Origin of the sequence: Streptomyces sp. NPDC086766, assembly GCF_044746005.1 — a bacterium.
In the GTDB taxonomy this organism is placed as follows: domain Bacteria; phylum Actinomycetota; class Actinomycetes; order Streptomycetales; family Streptomycetaceae; genus Streptomyces.
This window is the reverse complement of sequence record NZ_JBIVBI010000001.1, coordinates 603,387-623,627: the sequence shown is the minus strand read 5'-3', so window position 1 is coordinate 623,627 and position 20,241 is coordinate 603,387. Positions and strand designations below refer to the sequence as shown.

Below are 20,241 nucleotides of genomic sequence, written 5' to 3'. Positions count from 1 at the left end.
CCAGGTGCCGGGCGGCCGGGTTGTGGTCCGGGGGCGGGCCGTGGGACGCGGGAGGCTCTCCCGGCCCCCTTTCCGGGCGTGTGAGGACTGGTTCGTGGCGGCGGGGCTGCTGCCCGGGCCGGGGTGTGGGACGTGCGGGGGCTCAGTCGCTGCCGGCGTGCGCGGTGGGGTGATCCGGGTGACGCGAGCGTCCCGCCCGGCCGGGAGCCGGGGGAACGCTTCTCGCGGCGCCTGGGCCTCACCCTGGCGGAGCCGCCCGCACGGGTCGCCGGAAGCGGCAACCGGCCACCGCACGGGACGCGGACCGCGCGAAGGGGCTCTATGGCGGGCGCAGTTGAGCCGGGCGCGTCGCCAAGGGCCGAACCGGGACAGGTGAGGGCGGGCTGAGCCGGGGGTCGGGCACGGCGGGCTGAGCAACCGCAGGAACGGCGGTCCGGACCGGATACGAGTACGGCACGGCAGGCTGGGCCGGGCGTGGGCTCGGGGGCGGCCGCCGCGCCGGGGGTTCTATGCCGCTCGGACGCGGAGCGCGCGTGCCAGGTCGTCGAGCTGGTCGACGAGTTTGCGCCGCAGGGCCGGGATGGGGTCGGCCTCGCGCAGGCAGGTCTGGCCGAGGTCCAGGGTGTCGGCGTCGACGGCGTGCGCGGGGAAGGCGTAGCGGCCGGCGGCGTCGGCGATGGCGGGGCCGCGGCGGGCGGCGACGGCGACCGCGTCCTCGTAGTAGCGGGGCACGTACTCCCGTACGAGGTCGGCCTGTTCGGGCTGCCAGAAGCCCTGGGCGGTGGCGGTGAACAGGTAGTTCGACAGCTCGTCGGTGGCGAACATCGCCTCCCAGGCCACGCGTTTGGCGTCCGGGTCGGGCAGGGCGGCGCGGCAGCGGGCGGCGCCCTCCTGGCCGGTGGCGCTGGGGTCGCGGGCCAGTTCGGCGGCGATGGTGTCCTCGTCGGTGGCGCCGAGCACGGCGAGCCGGGCCAGGATGCGCCAGCGCAGCTCCGGGTCGAGTTCGGGGCCGCCGGAGACGGTGCCCTCGGAGAGCCAGGCGGCGATCGTGCCGGGGCGGGCGGAGACGTCGATGAGGTGGCGTACGGCGGTCAGGCGCAGGCCGGGGTTGTCGCCGTCCTCGGTGCGGCGGATGAGGTCGCGGCACAGGTCGGTGAGGGTGTCCAGGGCGGCGGTCCGCCGGCCGGCGGGCAGGAAGCGGTCCGTGATGTGCGCGGTGGCGAAGGACAGCACGCCCTGCACGATGGCGAGGTCCTTCTCCTCGGGCAGGTGGGCGGCGGCGGCGGCCAGGTAGTCGGCGGGGGCGAGGTCGCCGTCGCGCACCATGTCGCGCAGGCTGTTCCAGACGACGGCGCGGGTCAGTCCGTCGGGGAGGCCGGACAGGCCGCGCAGCGCGGTCTCCAGGGAGTCCTCGTCGAGGCGGATCTTGGCGTAGGTGAGGTCGAGGTCGTTGGGGACGACGAGGGCGGGCCGGGCGCCGGGGCGCGCCGCGGGGCCGGCGCCCTGAGGGACGTCGGTGTCGTAGCGCTCGCGCAGGACGAGGGCGCGGCCGTCGCTCAGGTCGCGGTCGTAGACGCCGACGGTGACGCGGTGGGGGCGGTTGCCCTGGTGGCCGAGGTCGAGGGTCCATTCGCCGGGGCGGGTGCCGACGGCGGCGGTGAGGGTGTCGACGCCGGAGGTGCGCAGCCAGGAGTCGGCCCAGGCGTGGACGTCCCGGTCGGTGTGGTGGGCGAGGGAGTCGATGAAGTCGGCGAGGGCGGCGTTGGCGAACCTGTGGCGGGTGAAGTGGGTGTTGATGCCGGCGAGGAAGTCCTTCTCGCCGAGCCAGGCGACCAGTTGGCGCAGCGCGGAGGCGCCCTTGGCGTAGGAGATGCCGTCGAAGTTGACCATGGCGGAGGCGGTGTCGTCGACGGCTTCGGGGGCGACGGGGTGGGTGGAGGGGCGCTGGTCGGCGTCGTAGCCCCAGGCCTTGCGGGCGACGCCGAAGTCGGTCCAGGTGTCGGTGAAGCGGGTCGCCTCGGTGAGGGTCTGGTAGCCCATGTACTCGGCGAAGGACTCGTTGAGCCAGATGTCGTCCCACCACTTGAGGGTGACGAGATCGCCGAACCACATGTGGGCCATCTCGTGGGCGACGACCATGGCGCGGGTCTGCCGTTCGGTGTCGGTGACGGCGGAGCGGTAGACGAACTCGTCGCGGAAGGTGACCAGGCCGGGGTTCTCCATGGCGCCCGCGTTGAACTCGGGGACGAAGGCCTGGTCGTAGGAGTCGAAGGGGTAGGGCTCCTCGAACTTCTCGTGGTAGCGGTCGAAGCAGGCGCGGGTGATGTCGAGGATCTCGTCGGCGTCCGCGTCGAGGTGGGGTGCGAGGGAGCGTCGGCAGTGGATGCCGAAGGGCAGGCCGCGGTGCTCGGTGCGTACGGAGTGCCAGGGGCCGGCGGCGACGGCGACGAGGTAGGTGGAGATCAGCGGGGTGGGGGCGGCCTTCCAGCGGCCGTCGCCGAGGTGCTCGGTGACGCCGTTGGCGAGGACGGTCCAGGCTTCGGGGGCGGTGACGGTCAGGTCGAAGACGGCCTTGAGGTCGGGCTGGTCGAAGGCGGCGAAGACGCGCTGGACGTCGTCCATGAACAGCTGGGTGTAGAGGTAGGTCTCGCCGTCGGTGGGATCGGTGAAGCGGTGCATGCCCTCGCCGGTGCGGGAGTAGCGCATGGCGGCCTCGACGCGCAGTTCGTGCGCGCCGGGGGCGAGGTTCTTCAGGGGCAGGCGGTTGTCGACCAGGCTGTCCGGGTCGAGGGGCTGTCCGTCGAGGGTGGCGGTGCGCAGTTCGGCGGGCTTGAGCTCGACGAAGGTGTCCGTGGCGTCCTGGCCGGCGCGCACGGTGAACCGGATGACGGTCAGGGAGTCGAAGGTCTCGTCCCCGGCGGTCAGATCGAGGTCGATCGTGTAGCGGTGGACGTCGAGGAACTGGGCACGGGTCTGCGCTTCGTCGCGCGTGAGTACGGACATGGACGCCATGCTGCCCGATGGCACCGAGAGGGCACGAGGGGGTGTCGGTGGCGTGCGCCGGAGGCGCTGGGGTTGTCCGGGCCGGGTCGGCGGCGGGTCGCCGGGACAGGGCGGGTGGGGCCGTCGGGGCGGGGTGGGTGGGCCCGTCGGGCCGGACCGGGTGAGGAGCCCTAGGCGGGCGTCGCTGCGTCGGGGGCCCGGGTCTGCGCGGCCACCCGGGCGCGCAGGACGCGTACCTCCTCCTCGAGTGCCTGCCGGCGCTGGTGGGCGTCGTAGAGGTAGTGGACCTTGGTGCGCAGCACCCAGGGGTCGACGGGTTTGGTCAGCAGGTCGGCGACGCCGAGCCGGAAGGCGGTCGCGGTCAGGTCGTGGTCGTAGCCGAAGCCGGTGAGGAGGATCACGGGGATGTGCCGGGTCTGCTTCAGGCGGCGCAGGTGGCGCACCACGTCCAGGCCGCTGATGCCGGGCATGCGCACGTCCAGCAGCAGCAGGCCGACCTGGCCGCGCAGCACCTGCTTGAGCGCTTCGTCGCCGTTGGTGGCGCGGTCCGTCCGGTGGCCGAGCGGGGCCAGGGCGCTCTCGAGCGCGAACAGGGTGTGTTCGTGGTCGTCGACGATGAGGATCTTGGCATCCGACGGCATGGCCCGACGTCCCTCCCGCGTGGGGGACCACCAGCTCACGTCCGGGGCACTGACGGACGGTGCCCGCGGACTGACGGGCGGTGCACAGCGCAGCATGCACCCCCTGGGGCCCCGCTGTCACGACCCGTGCGGATCGTCCGAGGTCAGCGGGGTGCCCACGGGCCGCCGTCGCCGGCGTCCTCGGCGATGCGCTCGTGGTGGCGGATGACCTCGGCGATGATGAAGTTCAGGAACTTCTCGGCGAATCCGGGGTCCAGCTTGGCGTCCTCGGCGAGGGAGCGCAGCCGGGCGATCTGGCGGCCCTCGCGGTCCGGGTCGGCGGGCGGCAGCCGGTGGGCGGCCTTCAGGTGGCCGACCTGCTGGGTCGCCTTGAACCGCTCGGCGAGCATGTGGACGACGGCCGCGTCGATGTTGTCGATGCTGTCGCGCAGCCGTGCGAGTTCCTCGCGGACGGCGGGGTCGACGTCATCGGTGCCGGTGCTGCTGGTGGTCATGGGCAGCCACCCTACGGGGTGTGCGTCCGCCCCAGGGGGCGGGCGGCCGCTCGCGGGCGGACCGCCGGTGCCCCGGCTCGGCCGGCGGCCGGCGGGAATCGCGCGCGTCCGCGGAGAGCGGATCCGCATAGAGTGGAGTGGAGTTCAGAGCGTCTTTGGGGGTCGGGCGTGGCGAACGACGGACCGGTCGAGCACGGCTACCCGCATCTGGAGACGGTGCGGGCAGCGATCACCGCGCTGTACAGGCGGCTGTCGTACGACACGATCCAGACGTTCGACACCAGCGTGGCCCCGGCCGACGTCGCCTTCTGCGACACCGACGACCTGCATCTGGGCGCGCAGCGCGTGGCCCGTGAACTGCTGCGCCACTACCGGCTGCCGGACGCCCGCCTGATCGTCGGCTTCCGCGAGATGACGCACGCGGCGAATGTCGAACTGGCGGCGGGGCCAGAGTACTTCGTCGAGCTGAACGACCGCTTCCGCACCCACCGCCGGGACATCGGCGCGGCCCTGGCCCACGAGGTGACGCACGTCTATCTGCACCGCCTGGGCCTGTCCTTCCCCGGCACCCGCGACAACGAGGTCCTCACCGACACGGCCGCGACGTATCTGGGCGGGGGCTGGCTCCTGCTGGACGCCTTCCGGGAGGACGCGGCGTCGTCGCAGAAGCTCGGCTATCTCACGCCGGAGGAGTTCGGGTATGCGCTGGCCAAGCGGGCGCTGGTCTTCGGTGAGGACCCCTCGACGTGGTTCACCAGTGCGCAGGCGTACACGGCGTACGTCGAGGGGATGGCCCGGGCCCGCCAGGACGAGCGGCAGCCGCCGCTGACGGCGGCGGGCTGGGCGGGGCGCCGCCGGTACGCCCGGGACCGGCGGCACGCCCAGGACCACCGGCCGGTGCCGTTCGTCGAGCCGGGGGCCGCGTACTCCTTCACCCCGGACGACGACGGTCCGCTGCGGGTGTCGTTCCCCTGCCCGACCTGCCATCAGCGGATCAGGGTGCCGGTGCGGGGCCGGATGCGGGCGCGGTGCGCGCTGTGCCGGACGGTGCTGGAGTGCGACACGTAGGGCCGTGCGCGCTCCTCGGTCCGCGCGGTGACCGCGTCGGCGATGCGGGCCCCGGACACGGCCTGGTCGGGGAGGTGCGGGGGGTCAGGCCGGGCGCACGATGCCCTGCGCCCGCGCGGCCGCCAGCCAGGTGGGGAACTCCCCCACGAGCCGGTCGTACAGCTCCGCGTCGGGCACCCGGCCGGGGTCCGTGCCCGCGTGGAAGAAGCCGGCGTTGTCCACGATCCGCTTGCCGGGCACAGCCAGTTCGTCCAGCTTGCGCAGGAAGTCGAACTGGCGGCTGCCCGGGTCGCCGAAGCCGACGAACTGCCAGAACAGCGGAAGTTTCGCCGCCTTGCACAGGTAGCGCTCCGCGGCGCGCTTGTTGATCGGGCCGCCGTCGGTCTGGAAGACGACGAGGGCGGGGTCCGTGGCGCCGCTGTCGAGGTAGTGGTCGATGACGGCGTCCATGGCCAGGTGGTAGCTGGTCTTTCCCATGTGCCCGAGCCCGGCCACGATCCGCTCGACGCGGCCCTCGTGGCCGTCCAGCGCGATGTCTGTGACCGCGTCGATGTCCGTGGAGAAGAACACCACCGGCACCCGGCCGTCGTCGTCGAGATGCGCGGACAGTCCCAGCACCCGGTCGGCGAGCGCCTGCACGCTGCCGTCCTGGTAGTACGGCCGCATCGAGCCCGAGTAGTCGACCACGAGGTAGACCGCGGCCCGGAGTCCGTCGAGGCCGTGCTTCGCGAGGGAGACGCCGGCGGTCTTGTAGAGGTTCACCAGGGCGGGGGCGGTCTCTTGGACCTTGCTCAGACTGATCGCGGTCATGGCGTCACCCTCTCACCTCTCGACGACCACTCCGTCGCTCAATTCCAGCACCCGGTCGGCCAGGCCGAGGAGTTGGGGGTCGTGGGTGGCGACGAGGGCCGTGACGCCCTCGCCGCGGACGACGGCCCGCAGCAGCTCCATCACCGCCAGGCCGGTGGCGGCGTCGAGCTGCCCGGTCGGCTCGTCGGCGAGCAGCAGTGCGGGGCGGTTGGCGAGGGCCCGTGCGATGGCGACCCGCTGCTGCTGCCCGCCGGACAGCTCGGCGGGCCGCTGCGCCTCGTGTCCGGTGAGGCCCACCAGGGCCAGCAGCAGCGCCACCCGCTCGTCGCGTTCGCGGGGCTCGGCCCGGCGCAGCCGCAGCGGCACGCCGACGTTCTCGGCGGCGGTGAGGATGGGGATGAGCCCGAAGGACTGGAAGACGAACCCGATCCGGTCGCGGCGCAGTTCCAGCAGCTCGCTCTCGCTCAGCGCCGACAGGTCGGCGCCGCCCAGGACGACCCGGCCGCCGCACGGCACGTCGAGGCCCCCGATCATGTGCAGCAGCGTCGTCTTGCCGGAGCCCGAGCGGCCCTTGAGGGCGACCAGTTCACCGCGCCGGACGGTGAAGGACGCCCCGCGCAGGGCGTGCACGGTGGCGGTGCCGGTGCCGTAGGAGTGGTGCAGGTCCTCCACGCGCAGCATCGGCTCCTCGGTGGCGTCGACGGCGAGGGCGGCACCGGATCCCGGGCTGGTGTTCTCGGTCATCACCGCATCCCATACGGAACCGATCCGGACGGTCAAGGGCTGGACCCACCACGTTCGTACACGTGTCCCTGGTCGCCGACTCCGTGATATCCATGGCGCGTTGGAGACGGCGTGGCTCGGCCGACGGGGTGGGGGAAGAGTGACCGGCTTACTGCTGCTGCGCCTGCGCGCCCATCGGCTGCTCCTCACGGCCGCCCTGCTCGCCGTCCTGCTGACCACCTCCGTACTCGCCGCCCTCACCGCCTTCTCGGGCTCCGTGGGGGACGCCGCGCTGCGCGGCGCCCTGGGCGGCCCTGCGGCGGCCTCCGCCTCCCTCGTCGTGGAGGCGGACGTGCCCCGGGAGCGGCGGGACGCGGCGCAGGGGGCCGTGGTGCGCGAGGCACGGAAGGCGTTCGGCGGGCTGCCGGTGACCGTGCGCAGGCTGGAGCAGTCCGGGCCGTACGCGCTGCCCCGTTCCCTCCGGAGCGCCGACGCCCGCTCCGGTGAGCCCGACCTCACCCATCTCGCCGCCCTCGACCGGTCGCGGATCAGGCTCGTCTCGGGCACGCTGCCGGGCCCGGCCCCGGCGTCCCGTACCGCCGCCGTGCCCGTCGCCCTTCCCGAGGCGGCCGCCCAGCGGCTGCGGCTGCGGCCCGGGGCGCGCCTGGTGCTCACCGACCGGCTGGGCGGCGAACCACTGCGGGTACGGGTGACCGGCTTGTACGGGGCGGCCGACACCGCGGATCCCTACTGGCAGGCCGACTCTCTCGGCGGCCGCGGTGTCCGCACCGTGGCCTTCACCACGTACGGGCCGCTGATGGCCGACGCGTCGGTGCTCGCCGCCGGCCGCGCCTCCGCGGGCGGCACCGGCTGGGTGGCGACGGCCGATCACCGGACCCTGACCACCGAGGGCATCGGCGCGCTGCGTGCGGCGGTGGTGCGCGCGGCCGGGGCGCTGCGCGAGGAGCCGGCGCTCGGGGGCGAGGCGGATGTGCGCACCGGGCTGCCCGACGTGCTCGACCGGACCGAGCGGGCCCTGCTGGTGTCCCGGTCCACCCTGATGATCGTCTCCGTGCAGCTGGTGCTGCTCGCGGGATACGCGCTGCTGCTGGTGGCCCGGCTGCTGGACGGTGAGCGGGCGGGCGAGACCGAGTTGCTGCGGGCCCGGGGCGGATCGCGCGGCCGGATCGCCGCGCTCGCCGCCCTGGAGGTGTTGTCGCCTGCGGTACCGGCCGCGGTCTGTGCCGCGCTGCTGTCCGGCCCGCTGGCCCGGCTGCTCGCCCGCTGGTCCTCGCTCGACGGGATCGGGCTGCGGCTGGGCAGCGCCCCGGCGGGCATGGTGTGGCTGGTCTCGGGCGGGGTGGCGCTGGCGTGCGCGGCGGCGGTCGTGGCGCCTTCGCTGGCGGCGTCGGCGGGCACGCCCGTACGGCTGCGGCGGGTGCGGGGCGTGACGTCGGCCGCGCCCGTGCGGGCGGGCGCCGATGTCGGGCTGCTGCTGGTCGCGGGTGTGGCGTACTGGCAGCTTCGGCGGCAAACCGGTGGGACCGGCGGCGGGGTGCTGAGCCGGGACCGGGGCGGGGAGCTGGGCGTCGATCCGCTGCTGGTCGCGGCGCCCGCGCTGGCGCTGCTGGCGGGCACGGTGCTGACGCTGCGGCTGCTGCCGTTCGCGGCCCGGATCGCGGAGCGGCGGTCCGCGCGGGGGCGCGGACTGCCGGCGGCGCTGGCGGGATGGCAGTTCAGCCGGCGGCCGTTGCGCGGGGCGGGTCCGGTGCTGCTGCTGGTCGTCGCCGTGGCCACCGGGATGCTCGCGATCGGGCACGGCGCGTCCTGGGACCGCTCGCAGGGCGACCAGGCCGACTTCGCGACGGGTGCCCCGCTGCGGATCCTCGACCCCCGGCCGGGCGCCCCCGGGCAGACGGGTCTCTACGCCGCGCTGCCCGGCGTCCGGGACGCCGCTCCCGCGCACCGCGCCGCCCTGGGTCTCTCGGGGGGCCGGCAGGCGACGGTCCTCACCCTGGACACGGCCCGTGCCGGGGACGGGATGCTGATGCGCGGCGACCTCGCCGACGAGTCCCCGGCGACACTGCTGCGGTCCCTGGCGCCGCCCGCGCCGGACGGGGACCGGGCGGTACGGCTTCCCGACGGCACCCGCAGGCTCGCCCTCGACGTGCGGATCACCGACCTGCGGGCGCGGACGGGCCGCTCACCGTCGGACGGTGCGCCTCTGCTGACGGTGGTCGTCGAGGACCGGTACGGCATCGCCTACCGGCTCGGCGCCGGGAACGTCCCGGTGGACGGGCGGGTCCATCGCGCCACGCTCGACCTGGACGTGACGGCGACGGGGCGCCGGGCCGCCCCGGCCGGGCCGTTGCGGCTGACCGGGCTGCAGCTCGACGGCACCTCTCCCGTCAGCCGTCCCGAACGCCACCGGTTCACCGTCGAACGGCTGCTCGCCACCGGCCGCGACGACTCCGCACGGACCGTCCCGGTGCCCTCCGGGACCCGGTGGCAGGGCGGCCGGACCGTGACGAGGAACGGCGAGGTCGTCAGTCGTACGGCCGCGGAACCCGCCGCGTCGGGGGACGCGCCGCTGGCCGTGTCGTACGGCACCGGCGTCGGCAGCGACGAGGGGTACGACGCGGCGCCGGTCTACACCGTGCGCCTCGACACCGCCGGGGCCGGGGCGCCGCGCCGCCTCGACGCCGTCGCCACCCGGGACTTCCTGAGGGCGTCGGGGGCCGGGGTCGGTGACACCGTCGACGTACCGCTGTCCGGGGAGCGGTTGCGGGTGCGGATCGTACGGTCGGTCCGGGCGCTGCCGACCACCGCCACCGATCCGGCCGGAGAGGCCGCGACCGGCGGGGCGCTGCTGCTCGATCTGCGGGCCGTCGACGCGGTGCTGGCCCAGCGGGCCGGCGCGCCGCTCGCCCCCACCGAGTGGTGGGTGAGCCCGGTGCCCGGCCGGGCCGACGAGGTCGCCGCGGAGCTGCGGGCGCGCCCCGACCTCCCGTCGCAGCAGGTGCTGGTGCGCGACGAGACCGCGGCCGGGCTGCTGCGGGATCCGCTGGGCGCGGGGCCGCGCTCGGCGCTGACGGCGGTGGCGGTGGCCGCCGTGGCCCTCGCCGCCGGGGGTTTCGCGGTGAGCGCCGCCGGTGCGCGGCGGGAGCGGTCCGCGGAGTTCGCGGTGCTGCGCGCCCTGGGCACGCCCCGCCGCGATCTGGCCCGGCTGGTCGCGACGGAGCAGACCCTGCTCGTCGGTGTCGGTCTGCTCGCCGGGCTCGGTCTGGGGGTCCTGCTCACGCGGGCCGTCGTGCCGCTGATCGTGTTGACCTCCGGCGCCGCCCGGCCGGTCCCGCCCGTGCTCGTCGAACTGCCGCTGTCCGACGTGGCCCTGCTCGTCGCGGCGGTGGCCGCCCCGCTCCTGCTGATCACCGCCGCGTCGGCCCTGCGCCGCACGGAGCCGGCGGTCGCGCTCCGTCATCAGGGAGAGGACTGAGATGCCGCCGCGCGCACATGGCGCCCCCTGGGTGCGGACCCGGTTGCGGACCGCGCCCTGGTCCACCGTCGCCTTCGGGGTGCTGGTGCTGGTCACGGCGTTCCTCGCGGCCGTCCTCCCCCGGGCGGTCGAGGCGTACGAGACGGCAGGGCTGCGCGACGCCGTCGCCACCGCCGCCCCCGAGTCCACCGTGCTGGAGCTGAAGACGCCGCAGCCCGTTTTCGGACAGCCGGGCGAGGCCCGCGCGGACGAGGTGCGCCCGCCGGCACTCGCGGCGGTCGACGGCCGGGCACGGGCGCTGCTGCCCGAGCCGCTGGAGGCGAACCCGGCCGAGTCGGCGTACGGGGTGCGGACGGGCAGGAGCCTGACGGCGCTGGACGCCTCGCTGCCCCGGCCGGACGGGCTGCCGCCCCGGTTCACCCTGCTCGCGCAGTCGGGGACGGCCGGCCACGCCACCGTGCGGCAGGGCCGGCTGCCCACCGCCGGAACGGTCACCGAGGACACCAGGACGGTCGAGGGCGCCGTGACCGCCGAGACCGCCCGGACCCTGCGGTTGCGGGCCGGCTCCACGCTCACCCTGGCCGGCTTCCCGGACCGGCCGCTGACCGTGCGGATCACCGGCGTGCTCGAACCCCGGCATCCGCGGGGCAGTTACTGGTCCGCGGAACCGGTCCTGCGCGCACCGGCCCTGAGCAGCGACGGCGGCCGCCCGCCGCAGTTCTACTGGGAGGGGGCCGTCCTGCTGGCGCCCGGGGCCGCCCCGGCGCTGCTCGGCGGGCAGACCGAGCCGGAGAAGTACTGGTGGATGGCCCCCGCGACCGGGCGGCTCACCGGGGCGGACACCGCGGCGCTCGTCGAGGCGGTCGCGTCCCTCGAGGACGGGCCGGGGCTGGTGCGGCTGCGCGGGGCCGCCGGTCCGACGGCGCAGCTGTCCACCGGTCTGGAGGAGGTCGTCGGCGCCCACCGACAGACCCGTGACGCGATCGCGCCGGTGGTCGCCGTCGCGGCCTTCGGGATCGCCGCGGTGGCCCTCGTCGTCCTGGTCATGAGCAGTGGTCTGGCCGCCGCCCGCCGCGACGCCGAACTCGCCCTGCTGCGGGCGCGGGGCGGCTCCCTGGGCGGCGTCGCCGGGCGGCTGCTGGCCGAGAGCGCGGTGCCCGCGCTGCCCGCGGGGGCCGGGGGTCTGCTGCTCGCCGTGCTCGCCGTGGACGGGGCGCGGCCGCTGCCCTCCCTGCTCGGGGCGGGCGCCGTCACCCTGTTCGCCTGTGCCGCGCTGCCGGTGCGCGCGGCCGTGGCGCATCGCCGTCCGCGGGCGCACCGGGAGCGCGACGACCTCGCCCTCGCCAGGCCCGGCGGGCGTCGCACGGTCGCGGAACTGACCCTGCTGGTGCTGGCCGTCGGCTCGGTGGCCGCGCTGCGCCGGCGCGGCACGGGCGAGGTTGGCGATCCGCTGGTGAGCGCCGCGCCGGTACTCGTCGGGCTGGCCGCCGCGCTGGTCCTGGTACGGCTGTACCCGCTGCCCCTGCGGTGGGCCGCCCGGTCGGCCGGGCGGCTGCGCGGCGTGGTCGGGTTCCTGTCGCTGGCCCGTGCGGGCCGCTCACCGGCGGCGGTCGCCACGCTCCCGCTGCTCGCCCTGCTGACGGCCCTGACGACGGCCGCGTTCGGCGGGTCCGTGCTGGCGGGCGTGGCGGACGCCCGGGACCGGGCCGCGCTGCTCGCGACGGGCGCGGACGCCCGGATCGACACGACCGACGGCACCCCGCTCCCGGAGGGGCTGGCGCGGGCGGTACGGGGCGTGCGGGGCGTACGGCAGGTGACGGCCGTGGGCTTCGGGTTCGCCTCGGAGCGCGTGGCCGGCGAGACGCGGTCGCTGATGGTGGTCGGGGTCGAGCCGGAGTCGTACGCGGGTCTGGCCCGGCGGACGGGCCTCGGCGGGTTCGCGGCCGGCCGGCTGGCGACCCGGGGCGGGGTGCTGGACGCCGTCGCCTCACCCGGGGTCGCCGAGCGGCTCGGGCGGGCGCCGCACCGGATCGGTACGGACTCCGGGCCCGTCACGGTGCGCGTCACCGCCGTGCGGTCCCGCACCCCGGCCGTCCACGGGGGCGAGTTCCTGCTGGTCGACGCGGCCGGTCTGAAGGGCTTCGGCGGTCCCACGACCCTGCTGGCGGCCGGCGCGGGACTCGACGCGACGGCACTGCGGGCGGCCGTGCGCGGTGCCGGGTCCGGTCTCTCGGTCGCCCTGCGCGCCGAGGAGCGCGCGGCGCTGTCCGACTCCCCCCTGCAGGCGGGCGCCGGGCGGATCTACGCCGGGGCCGTCGCCGCGAGCGCCGGCTACGCCGTGCTCGCTCTGGTGCTCGGCATGCTGCGGTCCGCTCCGGAACGGGCCGCACTGCTGGCCCGGCTGCGCACGCTGGGCCTGACGGCCCGCCAGGGGCGTCGCCTGCTCGGTCTGGAGGCGCTGCCTCTGGCGCTGCTCGCGGCCGGCGGGGGCGTGGCCGTGGGCTGGGCCACGGTCGGGCTGCTCGCGCCCGGCGTCGACCTGGACCGCCTCGCCCTGGCCGGTGCGTCGGGCGTCGCGGCGCCGGGGGGTGCCGTGCTGCGGGCCGACGTGTGGTCGCTGGCCCTGCCCGCCGGGTGCGCGGTGCTGACGGCGGGGGCGGTGGCGGTCGCGCAGGCCTGGTGGGCAGGCCGCCGGACACCGACCACTCACCTCAGGGCAGGAGACATGCGATGAGCGCTACGACGGATTCGCTCGCGGAGCTGGAGCGGCTGGCGGCACGGCACCTCGACCGGCCCGCGTACGGGCACGACGCCCTGATCGCCTGCGACCGGCTGGTGCGGATCTTCGCGGGGCGCGGCGGCGGTGACGCGGTGGAGGTGCAGGCGCTCCAGGGGCTCGATCTGCTGGTGCGCGAGGGCGAGTTGATGGCCCTGGTGGGGGCGTCCGGCAGCGGCAAGTCGACGTTGATGAACATCCTCGCGGGTCTGGACGTCCCGACCGCGGGCGCGGCGCGGGTCGCCGGCCGCGATCTGCTGGCGATGGACGCGAAGGCGCGGCTGCGGTACCGGCGTGAGGTGGTCGGCTTCGTCTGGCAGCAGACGGCACGCAATCTGCTGCCGTATCTGACGGCCGCGCAGAACGTGGTCCTGCCCCTGCAGCTGGCGGGCCGCTCGCGGCGCGAGCGCGCGGGGCGGGCGGAGGAGTTGCTGGCCCTGCTGGGCGTCGCCGACTGCCGGGACCGGCGTCCGCGGCAGATGTCCGGCGGGCAGCAGCAGCGCGTCGCGATCGCCGTCGCCCTCGCCAACTCCCCCGCCGTGCTGCTGGCCGACGAGCCGACGGGCGAGCTGGACTCGGCGACGGGGCAGCAGGTCTTCGCGGCGTTCCGCCGGGCCAACGAGGAGCTGGGCACCACGATCGTCATCGTCACGCACGACCAGGCGGTCGCGGGCGAGGTCCGCCGCACGGTCGCCATCCGCGACGGCCGCACCTCGACGGAGGTGCTGCGCCGCACGGAGGTCGACGGGTCGGGCCAGGAGTCCCTGGTGGCGCGGGAGTACGCGATGCTCGACCGGGCGGGCCGCCTCCAGCTTCCGGCCGAGTACACGGCGGCCCTGGGCATGGCGGACCGGGTGCTGCTGGAGCTGGAGGAGGACCACATCCAGGTGTGGCCGGACGCCGAGGGCCGAGACGCGCACGGCCAGGACGCCGGCAGCCGAGAGTCGGGCAGCTGAGACGGGAACGGCCGCGGACGTGCGACAGCGCCTGCCCGGTCGTCCGGTCGGGGACAGTGGGGCAGACGCTGTCGGTGTTCCGTACGCCTTTGTACGGGACGCTTGGTGAGCGCGCGTCAGACCATCAGCGCGCGGTCCGTCGGGCGGATCGGGGCCGGCAGGTCGCTGACGCCCGTCAGGAAGCGGTCGACACCGCGGGCGGCCGAGCGGCCCTCCGCGATCGCCCAGACGATGAGGGACTGGCCACGGCCGGCGTCACCGGCGACGAAGACGCCCGGCACGTTGGTCTGGAAGTCGGCGTCGCGGGCGACGTTGCCGCGCTCGTCGAGTTCCAGGCCGAACTGGTCGACCAGGCCGTTCTCCCGGTCGGTGCCGGTGAAGCCCATGGCGAGGGTGACCAGCTGGGCGGGGATCTTGCGCTCGGTGCCCGGCTTCTGGGTGAGCTTGCCGTCGACGAACTCGACCTCGGCGAGGTGCAGCCACTGCACGTTGCCGTCCTCGTCGCCCTCGAAGTGGGTGGTGGACGCCGAGTAGATGCGCTCGCCGCCCTCCTCGTGGGCCGAGGTGACCTTGTAGAGGATCGGGAAGGTCGGCCAGGGCTGGCTGACCGGGTTCCGCTCGTCGTTCGGGCGGGGCATGATCTCCAGCTGGGTGACGGAGGCCGCGCCCTGGCGGTGGGCGGTGCCCACGCAGTCCGCGCCGGTGTCGCCGCCGCCGATGACGACGACGTGCTTGCCCTCGGCCGTGATCGGCGGGGCCACGTAGTCGCCCTCCTGCACCTTGTTGGACAGGGGCAGGTACTCCATGGCCTGGTGGATGCCCTTGAGTTCGCGGCCCGGCACCGGAAGGTCGCGCGCCATGGTGGCGCCGGCGGCGATCACGACGGCGTCGTACCGCTTCTTCAGGTCCGTCGCCTTCAGGTCGCGGCCGATCTCGACGCCGGTGCGGAAGCGGGTGCCCTCCGCGCGCATCTGCTCGATACGGCGGTTGATGTGCCGCTTCTCCATCTTGAACTCGGGGATGCCGTACCGGAGGAGGCCTCCGACGCGGTCCGCGCGCTCGTAGACGGCGACGGTGTGGCCGGCCCGGGTCAGCTGCTGGGCGGCGGCCAGGCCCGCGGGGCCCGAGCCGATGACCGCGACCGTCTTGCCGGACAGGCGTTCGGGCGCCTGGGGGGCGACGTCACCGGTCTCCCACGCCTTGTCGATGATCGAGACCTCGACGTTCTTGATGGTGACCGGCGGCTGGTTGATGCCGAGCACGCAGGCCGACTCGCACGGGGCGGGGCACAGCCGGCCGGTGAATTCGGGGAAGTTGTTCGTGGCGTGCAGCCGCTCGGAGGCGGCCGCCCAGTCCTCGCGGTAGGCGTAGTCGTTCCACTCCGGGATCAGGTTCCCGAGCGGGCAGCCGTTGTGGCAGAACGGGATGCCGCAGTCCATGCAGCGGCTGGCCTGCTTGCTGATGATGGGCAGCAGGGAGCCGGGGACGTAGACCTCGTTCCAGTCCTTCGTGCGTTCCTCGACCGGGCGGGAGGTGGCGACCTCGCGGCCGTGGTTCAGAAAGCCCTTCGGGTCAGCCATTGATCGCCGCCTCCATCATCTTCTCGGTGACCTCGGTCTCGGTCAGACCGGCTCGCTCGGCGGCGTCCTTGGCGGCGAGCACTGCCTTGTACGTGCTGGGGATGATCTTGCTGAAGCGCTCCACGGCGGTGTCCCACTCGGCCAGCAGCTTCTCGGCGACGGTGGAACCCGTCTCCTCCCGGTGACGGCGCACGACCTCGTGCAGCCACTGCTTGTCCGTGTCGTCCAGCGCCTCGATCGAGTCCACGTTGCCGGCGTTGACGTTGTCGCGGTCGAGGTCGACGACGTAGGCGACGCCGCCGGACATGCCGGCCGCGAAGTTGCGGCCGGTCTCGCCGAGCACGACCGCGTGGCCGCCGGTCATGTACTCGCAGCCGTGGTCGCCCACGCCCTCGGAGACGACCAGCGCGCCGGAGTTGCGGACGCAGAACCGCTCGCCGGTCTTGCCGCGCAGGAACATCTCGCCGCCGGTCGCGCCGTAGGCGAGGGTGTTGCCCGCGATGACGCTGTACTCGGCGAGGTGGTCGGCGGCGCGGTCCGGGCGGACCACGATCCGGCCGCCGGACAGGCCCTTGCCGACGTAGTCGTTGGCGTCGCCCTCCAGGCGCAGCGTGACACCGCGTGGCAGGAAGGCGCCGAAGGACTGGCCCGCGGAGCCGGTGAAGGTGATGTCGACGGTGCCGTCGGGCAGGCCCGCGCCGCCGAACTTCTTCGTCACCTCGTGGCCGAGCATGGTGCCGACCGTGCGGTTGATGTTGCGGATCGCGACCTGGGCGCGCACCGGCTGGGCGTCGGCGGCGCCGGGCGCGGAGAGGGCGTCGGCGGCGAGCTTGATCAGCTCGTTGTCGAGCGCCTTCTCCAGGCCGTGGTCCTGGGGGACGACCTGGTGGCGCACCGCGCCCTCGGGCAGCTCGGGCACGTGGAACAGGGGCTCCAGGTCCAGGCCCTGCGCCTTCCAGTGGTTCACCGCGCGGGTGACGTCGAGGGCCTCGGCGTGGCCGACGGCCTCCTCGATGGAGCGGAAGCCCAGCTCGGCGAGGATCTCGCGGACCTCCTCGGCGATGAACTGGAAGAAGTTCACGACGAACTCGGCCTTGCCGGCGAACCTCTCGCGCAGCACCGGGTTCTGGGTGGCGATGCCGACCGGGCAGGTGTCCAGGTGGCACACGCGCATCATCACGCAGCCGGAGACGACGAGCGGAGCGGTCGCGAAACCGAACTCCTCGGCGCCGAGCAGCGCGGCGATGACCACGTCGCGGCCGGTCTTCAGCTGGCCGTCGGTCTGGACGACGATGCGGTCGCGCAGGCCGTTGAGCAGCAGGGTCTGCTGCGTCTCGGCGAGGCCGAGCTCCCAGGGGCCGCCCGCGTGCTTCAGCGAGGTCAGCGGGGAGGCGCCGGTGCCGCCGTCGTGGCCGGAGATCAGCACGACGTCCGCGTGGGCCTTGGACACGCCCGCGGCGACCGTGCCGACGCCGACCTCGGAGACCAGCTTGACGTGGATCCGGGCCTGCGGGTTGGCGTTCTTCAGGTCGTGGATCAGCTGGGCCAGATCCTCGATGGAGTAGATGTCGTGGTGCGGCGGCGGGGAGATCAGCCCCACGCCCGGCGTCGAGTGCCGGGTCTTGGCCACCCACGGGTACACCTTGTGGCCGGGCAGCTGGCCGCCCTCGCCGGGCTTGGCGCCCTGGGCCATCTTGATCTGGATGTCGTCCGCGTTGACCAGGTACTCGCTGGTGACGCCGAAGCGGCCGGAGGCGACCTGCTTGATGGAGGAGCGGCGCGCCGGGTCGTACAGGCGCTCCGGGTCCTCGCCGCCCTCACCGGTGTTGGACTTGCCGCCCAGCTGGTTCATGGCGATGGCGAGGGTCTCGTGCGCCTCCTGGGAGATGGAGCCGTACGACATGGCGCCCGTCGAGAACCGCTTGACGATCTCGGAGGCCGGCTCGACCTCGTCCAGCGGAATCGGCTGCCGGCCGGACTGGAAGCCGAACAGGCCGCGCAGCGTCATCAGGCGCTCGGACTGCTCGTTGACGCGGGAGGTGTACTTCTTGAAGACGTCGTAGCGTCCGGTGCGCGTGGAGTGCTGGAGGCGGAAGACCGTCTCCGGGTCGAACAGGTGCGGCTCGCCCTCGCGGCGCCACTGGTACTCGCCGCCGATCTCCAGCGCGCGGTGCGCGGGAGCGATGCCGGAGGCCGGGTAGGCCTTGGCGTGGCGGGCGGCGACCTCCTTGGCGACGACGTCGATGCCGACGCCGCCGATCTTGGTGGCGGTGCCGTTGAAGTACTTCGCGACGAAGGCCTCGTCGAGGCCGACGGCCTCGAAGACCTGGGCGCCGCGGTAGGAGGCGACGGTCGAGATGCCCATCTTGGACATGACCTTCAGGACGCCCTTGCCGAGGGCGTAGATCAGGTTGCGGATGGCCTTCTCGGGCTCGATGCCCGGCAGGAACGTACCGGCGCGGACCAGGTCCTCGACGGACTCCATCGCCAGGTACGGGTTGACCGCGGCGGCGCCGTAGCCGATGAGCAGGGCGACGTGGTGCACCTCGCGGACGTCGCCGGCCTCGACCAGCAGGCCCACCTGGGTGCGCTGCTTGGTGCGGATGAGGTGGTGGTGGACGGCCGCGGTGAGCAGCAGCGACGGGATCGGCGCGTGCTCGGCGTCGGAGTGGCGGTCGGACAGGACGATCAGGCGGGCGCCGTTGTCGATGGCGGCGTCGGCCTCGGCGCAGATCTCGTCGATGCGCGAGGCCAGGGCGTCACCGCCGCCGGAGACCCGGAACAGGCCGGAGAGGGTCGCGGCCTTGAAGCCGGGCATGTCGCCGTCGGCGTTGATGTGGATGAGCTTGGCCAGCTCGTCGTTGTCGATGACCGGGAAGGGCAGCAGGACGCTGCGGCAGGAGGCCGCGACCGGCTCGAGCAGGTTGCCCTCGGGGCCCAGCGAGGAGCGCAGGGAGGTGACCAGCTCCTCGCGGATCGCGTCCAGCGGCGGGTTGGTGACCTGCGCGAACAGCTGGGTGAAGTAGTCGAAGAGCAGCCGCGGGCGCTCGGAGAGCGCGGCGATCGGCGAGTCGGTGCCCATGGAGCCGATCGGCTCGGCGCCGGACTTGGCCATCGGCGCGAGGATGACGCGCAGCTCCTCCTCCGTGTAGCCGAAGGTCTGCTGGCGGCGGGTGACCGAGGCGTGGGTGTGGACGATGTGCTCGCGCTCGGGCAGGTCGCCCAATTCGATCTCGCCGGCCTCCAGCCACTCGGCGTAGGGCTGCTCGGCGGCGAGGGTCGCCTTGATCTCGTCGTCCTCGATGATGCGGTGCTCGGCGGTGTCGACGAGGAACATCCGGCCGGGCTGCAGGCGGCCCTTGCGGACGACCTTGGCCGGGTCGATGTCGAGGACGCCGACCTCGGAGCCGAGGACGACGAGGCCGTCGTCGGTGACCCAGTAGCGGCCGGGGCGCAGGCCGTTGCGGTCGAGCACGGCGCCGACCTGGGTGCCGTCGGTGAAGGTGACGCAGGCCGGGCCGTCCCAGGGCTCCATCATCGTGGAGTGGTACTGGTAGAAGGCGCGCCGGGCCGGGTCCATGGAGTCGTGGTTCTCCCACGCCTCCGGGATCATCATCAGCACGGAGTGCGGCAGGGAGCGGCCACCGAGGTGCAGCAGTTCGAGCACCTCGTCGAAGGACGCGGAGTCGGAGGCGTCCGGGGTGCAGATCGGGAAGATCCGCTCCAGGTCGTCCCGGCCGCCGAACAGCTCCGAGGCCAGCTGGGACTCGCGGGCGACCATCCAGTTGCGGTTGCCCTTGACCGTGTTGATCTCGCCGTTGTGCGCGACGAAGCGGTACGGGTGGGCGAGCGGCCAGCTCGGGAAGGTGTTCGTCGAGAAGCGGGAGTGGACGAGCGCGATGGCCGAGGCGAAGCGGCGGTCGGACAGGTCCGGGAAGAAGGGCTCCAGCTGGCCGGTGGTCAGCATGCCCTTGTAGACGAGGGTGCGGGCCGACAGCGACGGGAAGTAGACGCCCGCCTCGCGCTCGGCGCGCTTGCGCAGCACGAACGCCTTGCGGTCCAGGGCGATGCCGGTGCTGTCGCCGTCGCCGACGAACAGCTGGCGGAAGACCGGCATGGTGGAGCGGGCGGTGGCACCCAGCAGTTCCGGGGCGACCGGGACCTCGCGCCAGCCGAGGACGGTCAGGCCCTCGTCGGCGGCGATCGTCTCGATCCGTGAGACGGCGTCCGCGGTGCCGTCCTCCGGCAGGAAGGCGATGCCGACCGCGTAGGCGCCGGCCTCGGGCAGCTCGAATCCGGCCACCTCGCGCAGGAAGGCGTCGGGCACCTGGGACAGCAGGCCCGCACCGTCGCCGGAGTCGGGCTCGGAGCCGGTGGCGCCGCGGTGCTCCAGGTTGCGCAGAACCGTGAGCGCCTGCTCGACCAGCGCATGGCTCGCCTCACCGGTGAGGGTGGCCACGAAGCCGACGCCGCAGGCGTCGTGCTCGTTGCGGGGGTCGTACATACCCTGCGCAGCAGGGCGAGCATCCATGAACGACCAGTTCTGGCCATTCGCGGAGTGCTGGGACGGCTGGCGCGGCGTACGCATCGGCTCTCCCGTCGTCGTCATGTGGCATGTGCTGGTGCCGAGGGACGACGTTGGCCCTCTGCGTGGGTGCAAAATTTCGTGCAGGTTACATGATGGAGGGGTTCTC

At 74.2% G+C, this 20,241-nt stretch carries 10 protein-coding genes and 1 pseudogene; 4 read left to right on the top strand and 7 right to left on the bottom strand.

Features of this window, described 5'->3' with window-relative positions:
• Positions 1-507: 507 nt before the first annotated feature.
• From pepN to ACIPM1_RS02765, 3 genes and pseudogenes are all read right to left on the bottom strand, one after another.
• Positions 508-3,012 (bottom strand): aminopeptidase N, encoded by a 2,505-nt coding sequence (pepN, locus tag ACIPM1_RS02775; protein WP_402427945.1) that lies wholly within the window; start codon positions 3,010-3,012, stop codon positions 508-510.
• Between the two features lie 203 nt (positions 3,013-3,215).
• Positions 3,216-3,644, bottom strand: a pseudogene (locus ACIPM1_RS02770) (two-component system response regulator); the annotation flags it as partial.
• A gap of 143 nt (positions 3,645-3,787) precedes the next feature.
• A complete protein-coding gene (locus tag ACIPM1_RS02765) occupies positions 3,788-4,138 on the bottom strand; it encodes a chorismate mutase (protein WP_356187562.1) in 351 nt (116 codons plus the stop codon).
• 168 nt (positions 4,139-4,306) lie between these two features.
• Between ACIPM1_RS02765 and ACIPM1_RS02760 the strand changes: the two genes are divergently transcribed.
• On the top strand, positions 4,307-5,206 hold the full coding sequence (locus ACIPM1_RS02760; protein ID WP_402427942.1) for a hypothetical protein: 900 nt from the start codon (positions 4,307-4,309) through the stop codon (positions 5,204-5,206).
• 84 nt (positions 5,207-5,290) lie between these two features.
• On the opposite strand, the gene ACIPM1_RS02755 is transcribed toward ACIPM1_RS02760, so the two are convergent.
• Positions 5,291-6,016, bottom strand: a complete 726-nt coding sequence (locus ACIPM1_RS02755) for a vWA domain-containing protein (RefSeq protein WP_402427939.1) — start codon at positions 6,014-6,016, stop codon at positions 5,291-5,293.
• A 12-nt stretch (positions 6,017-6,028) separates the two neighbouring features.
• On the bottom strand, positions 6,029-6,760 hold the full coding sequence (locus tag ACIPM1_RS02750) for an ABC transporter ATP-binding protein (protein ID WP_402427936.1): 732 nt from the start codon (positions 6,758-6,760) through the stop codon (positions 6,029-6,031).
• Positions 6,761-6,899: 139 nt separating this feature from the next.
• Between ACIPM1_RS02750 and ACIPM1_RS02745 the strand changes: the two genes are divergently transcribed.
• The 3 genes from ACIPM1_RS02745 to ACIPM1_RS02735 are packed head-to-tail and all read left to right on the top strand — an operon-like array spanning position 6,900 to position 13,967.
• The gene (locus ACIPM1_RS02745) at positions 6,900-10,235 is read left to right on the top strand and encodes an FtsX-like permease family protein (protein ID WP_402427933.1); all 3,336 of its coding nucleotides are present in this window, start codon (positions 6,900-6,902) and stop codon (positions 10,233-10,235) included.
• Position 10,236: 1 nt separating this feature from the next.
• Positions 10,237-12,969, top strand: a complete 2,733-nt coding sequence (locus ACIPM1_RS02740; protein WP_402427930.1) for an ABC transporter permease — start codon at positions 10,237-10,239, stop codon at positions 12,967-12,969.
• Positions 12,966-13,967 (top strand): ABC transporter ATP-binding protein, encoded by a 1,002-nt coding sequence (locus ACIPM1_RS02735; RefSeq protein ID WP_402427927.1) that lies wholly within the window; start codon positions 12,966-12,968, stop codon positions 13,965-13,967. The genes ACIPM1_RS02740 and ACIPM1_RS02735 overlap by 4 nt, the downstream gene beginning before the upstream one ends.
• A gap of 116 nt (positions 13,968-14,083) precedes the next feature.
• Here the strand turns inward: ACIPM1_RS02735 and ACIPM1_RS02730 are convergent, their stop codons facing one another.
• Both ACIPM1_RS02730 and gltB read right to left on the bottom strand, forming a co-directional pair.
• The gene (locus ACIPM1_RS02730) at positions 14,084-15,547 is read right to left on the bottom strand and encodes a glutamate synthase subunit beta (RefSeq protein WP_402427924.1); all 1,464 of its coding nucleotides are present in this window, start codon (positions 15,545-15,547) and stop codon (positions 14,084-14,086) included.
• Positions 15,540-20,051, bottom strand: coding sequence for a glutamate synthase large subunit (gene gltB, locus ACIPM1_RS02725; RefSeq protein WP_402428174.1), 4,512 nt, complete (start codon positions 20,049-20,051; stop codon positions 15,540-15,542). The genes ACIPM1_RS02730 and gltB overlap by 8 nt, the downstream gene beginning before the upstream one ends.
• Positions 20,052-20,241 lie beyond the last annotated feature (190 nt).

Coding starts and splice junctions, on each gene's coding strand:
- ACIPM1_RS02740 (WP_402427930.1), top strand. CDS start 10,237: ATGCCGCCGCGCGCACATGGCGCCCCCTGGGTGCGGACCCGGTTGCGG.
- gltB (WP_402428174.1), bottom strand. CDS start 20,051: ATGTACGACCCCCGCAACGAGCACGACGCCTGCGGCGTCGGCTTCGTG.
- ACIPM1_RS02730 (WP_402427924.1), bottom strand. CDS start 15,547: ATGGCTGACCCGAAGGGCTTTCTGAACCACGGCCGCGAGGTCGCCACC.
- ACIPM1_RS02755 (WP_402427939.1), bottom strand. CDS start 6,016: ATGACCGCGATCAGTCTGAGCAAGGTCCAAGAGACCGCCCCCGCCCTG.
- pepN (WP_402427945.1), bottom strand. CDS start 3,012: ATGGCGTCCATGTCCGTACTCACGCGCGACGAAGCGCAGACCCGTGCC.
- ACIPM1_RS02750 (WP_402427936.1), bottom strand. CDS start 6,760: ATGACCGAGAACACCAGCCCGGGATCCGGTGCCGCCCTCGCCGTCGAC.
- ACIPM1_RS02735 (WP_402427927.1), top strand. CDS start 12,966: ATGAGCGCTACGACGGATTCGCTCGCGGAGCTGGAGCGGCTGGCGGCA.
- ACIPM1_RS02765 (WP_356187562.1), bottom strand. CDS start 4,138: ATGACCACCAGCAGCACCGGCACCGATGACGTCGACCCCGCCGTCCGC.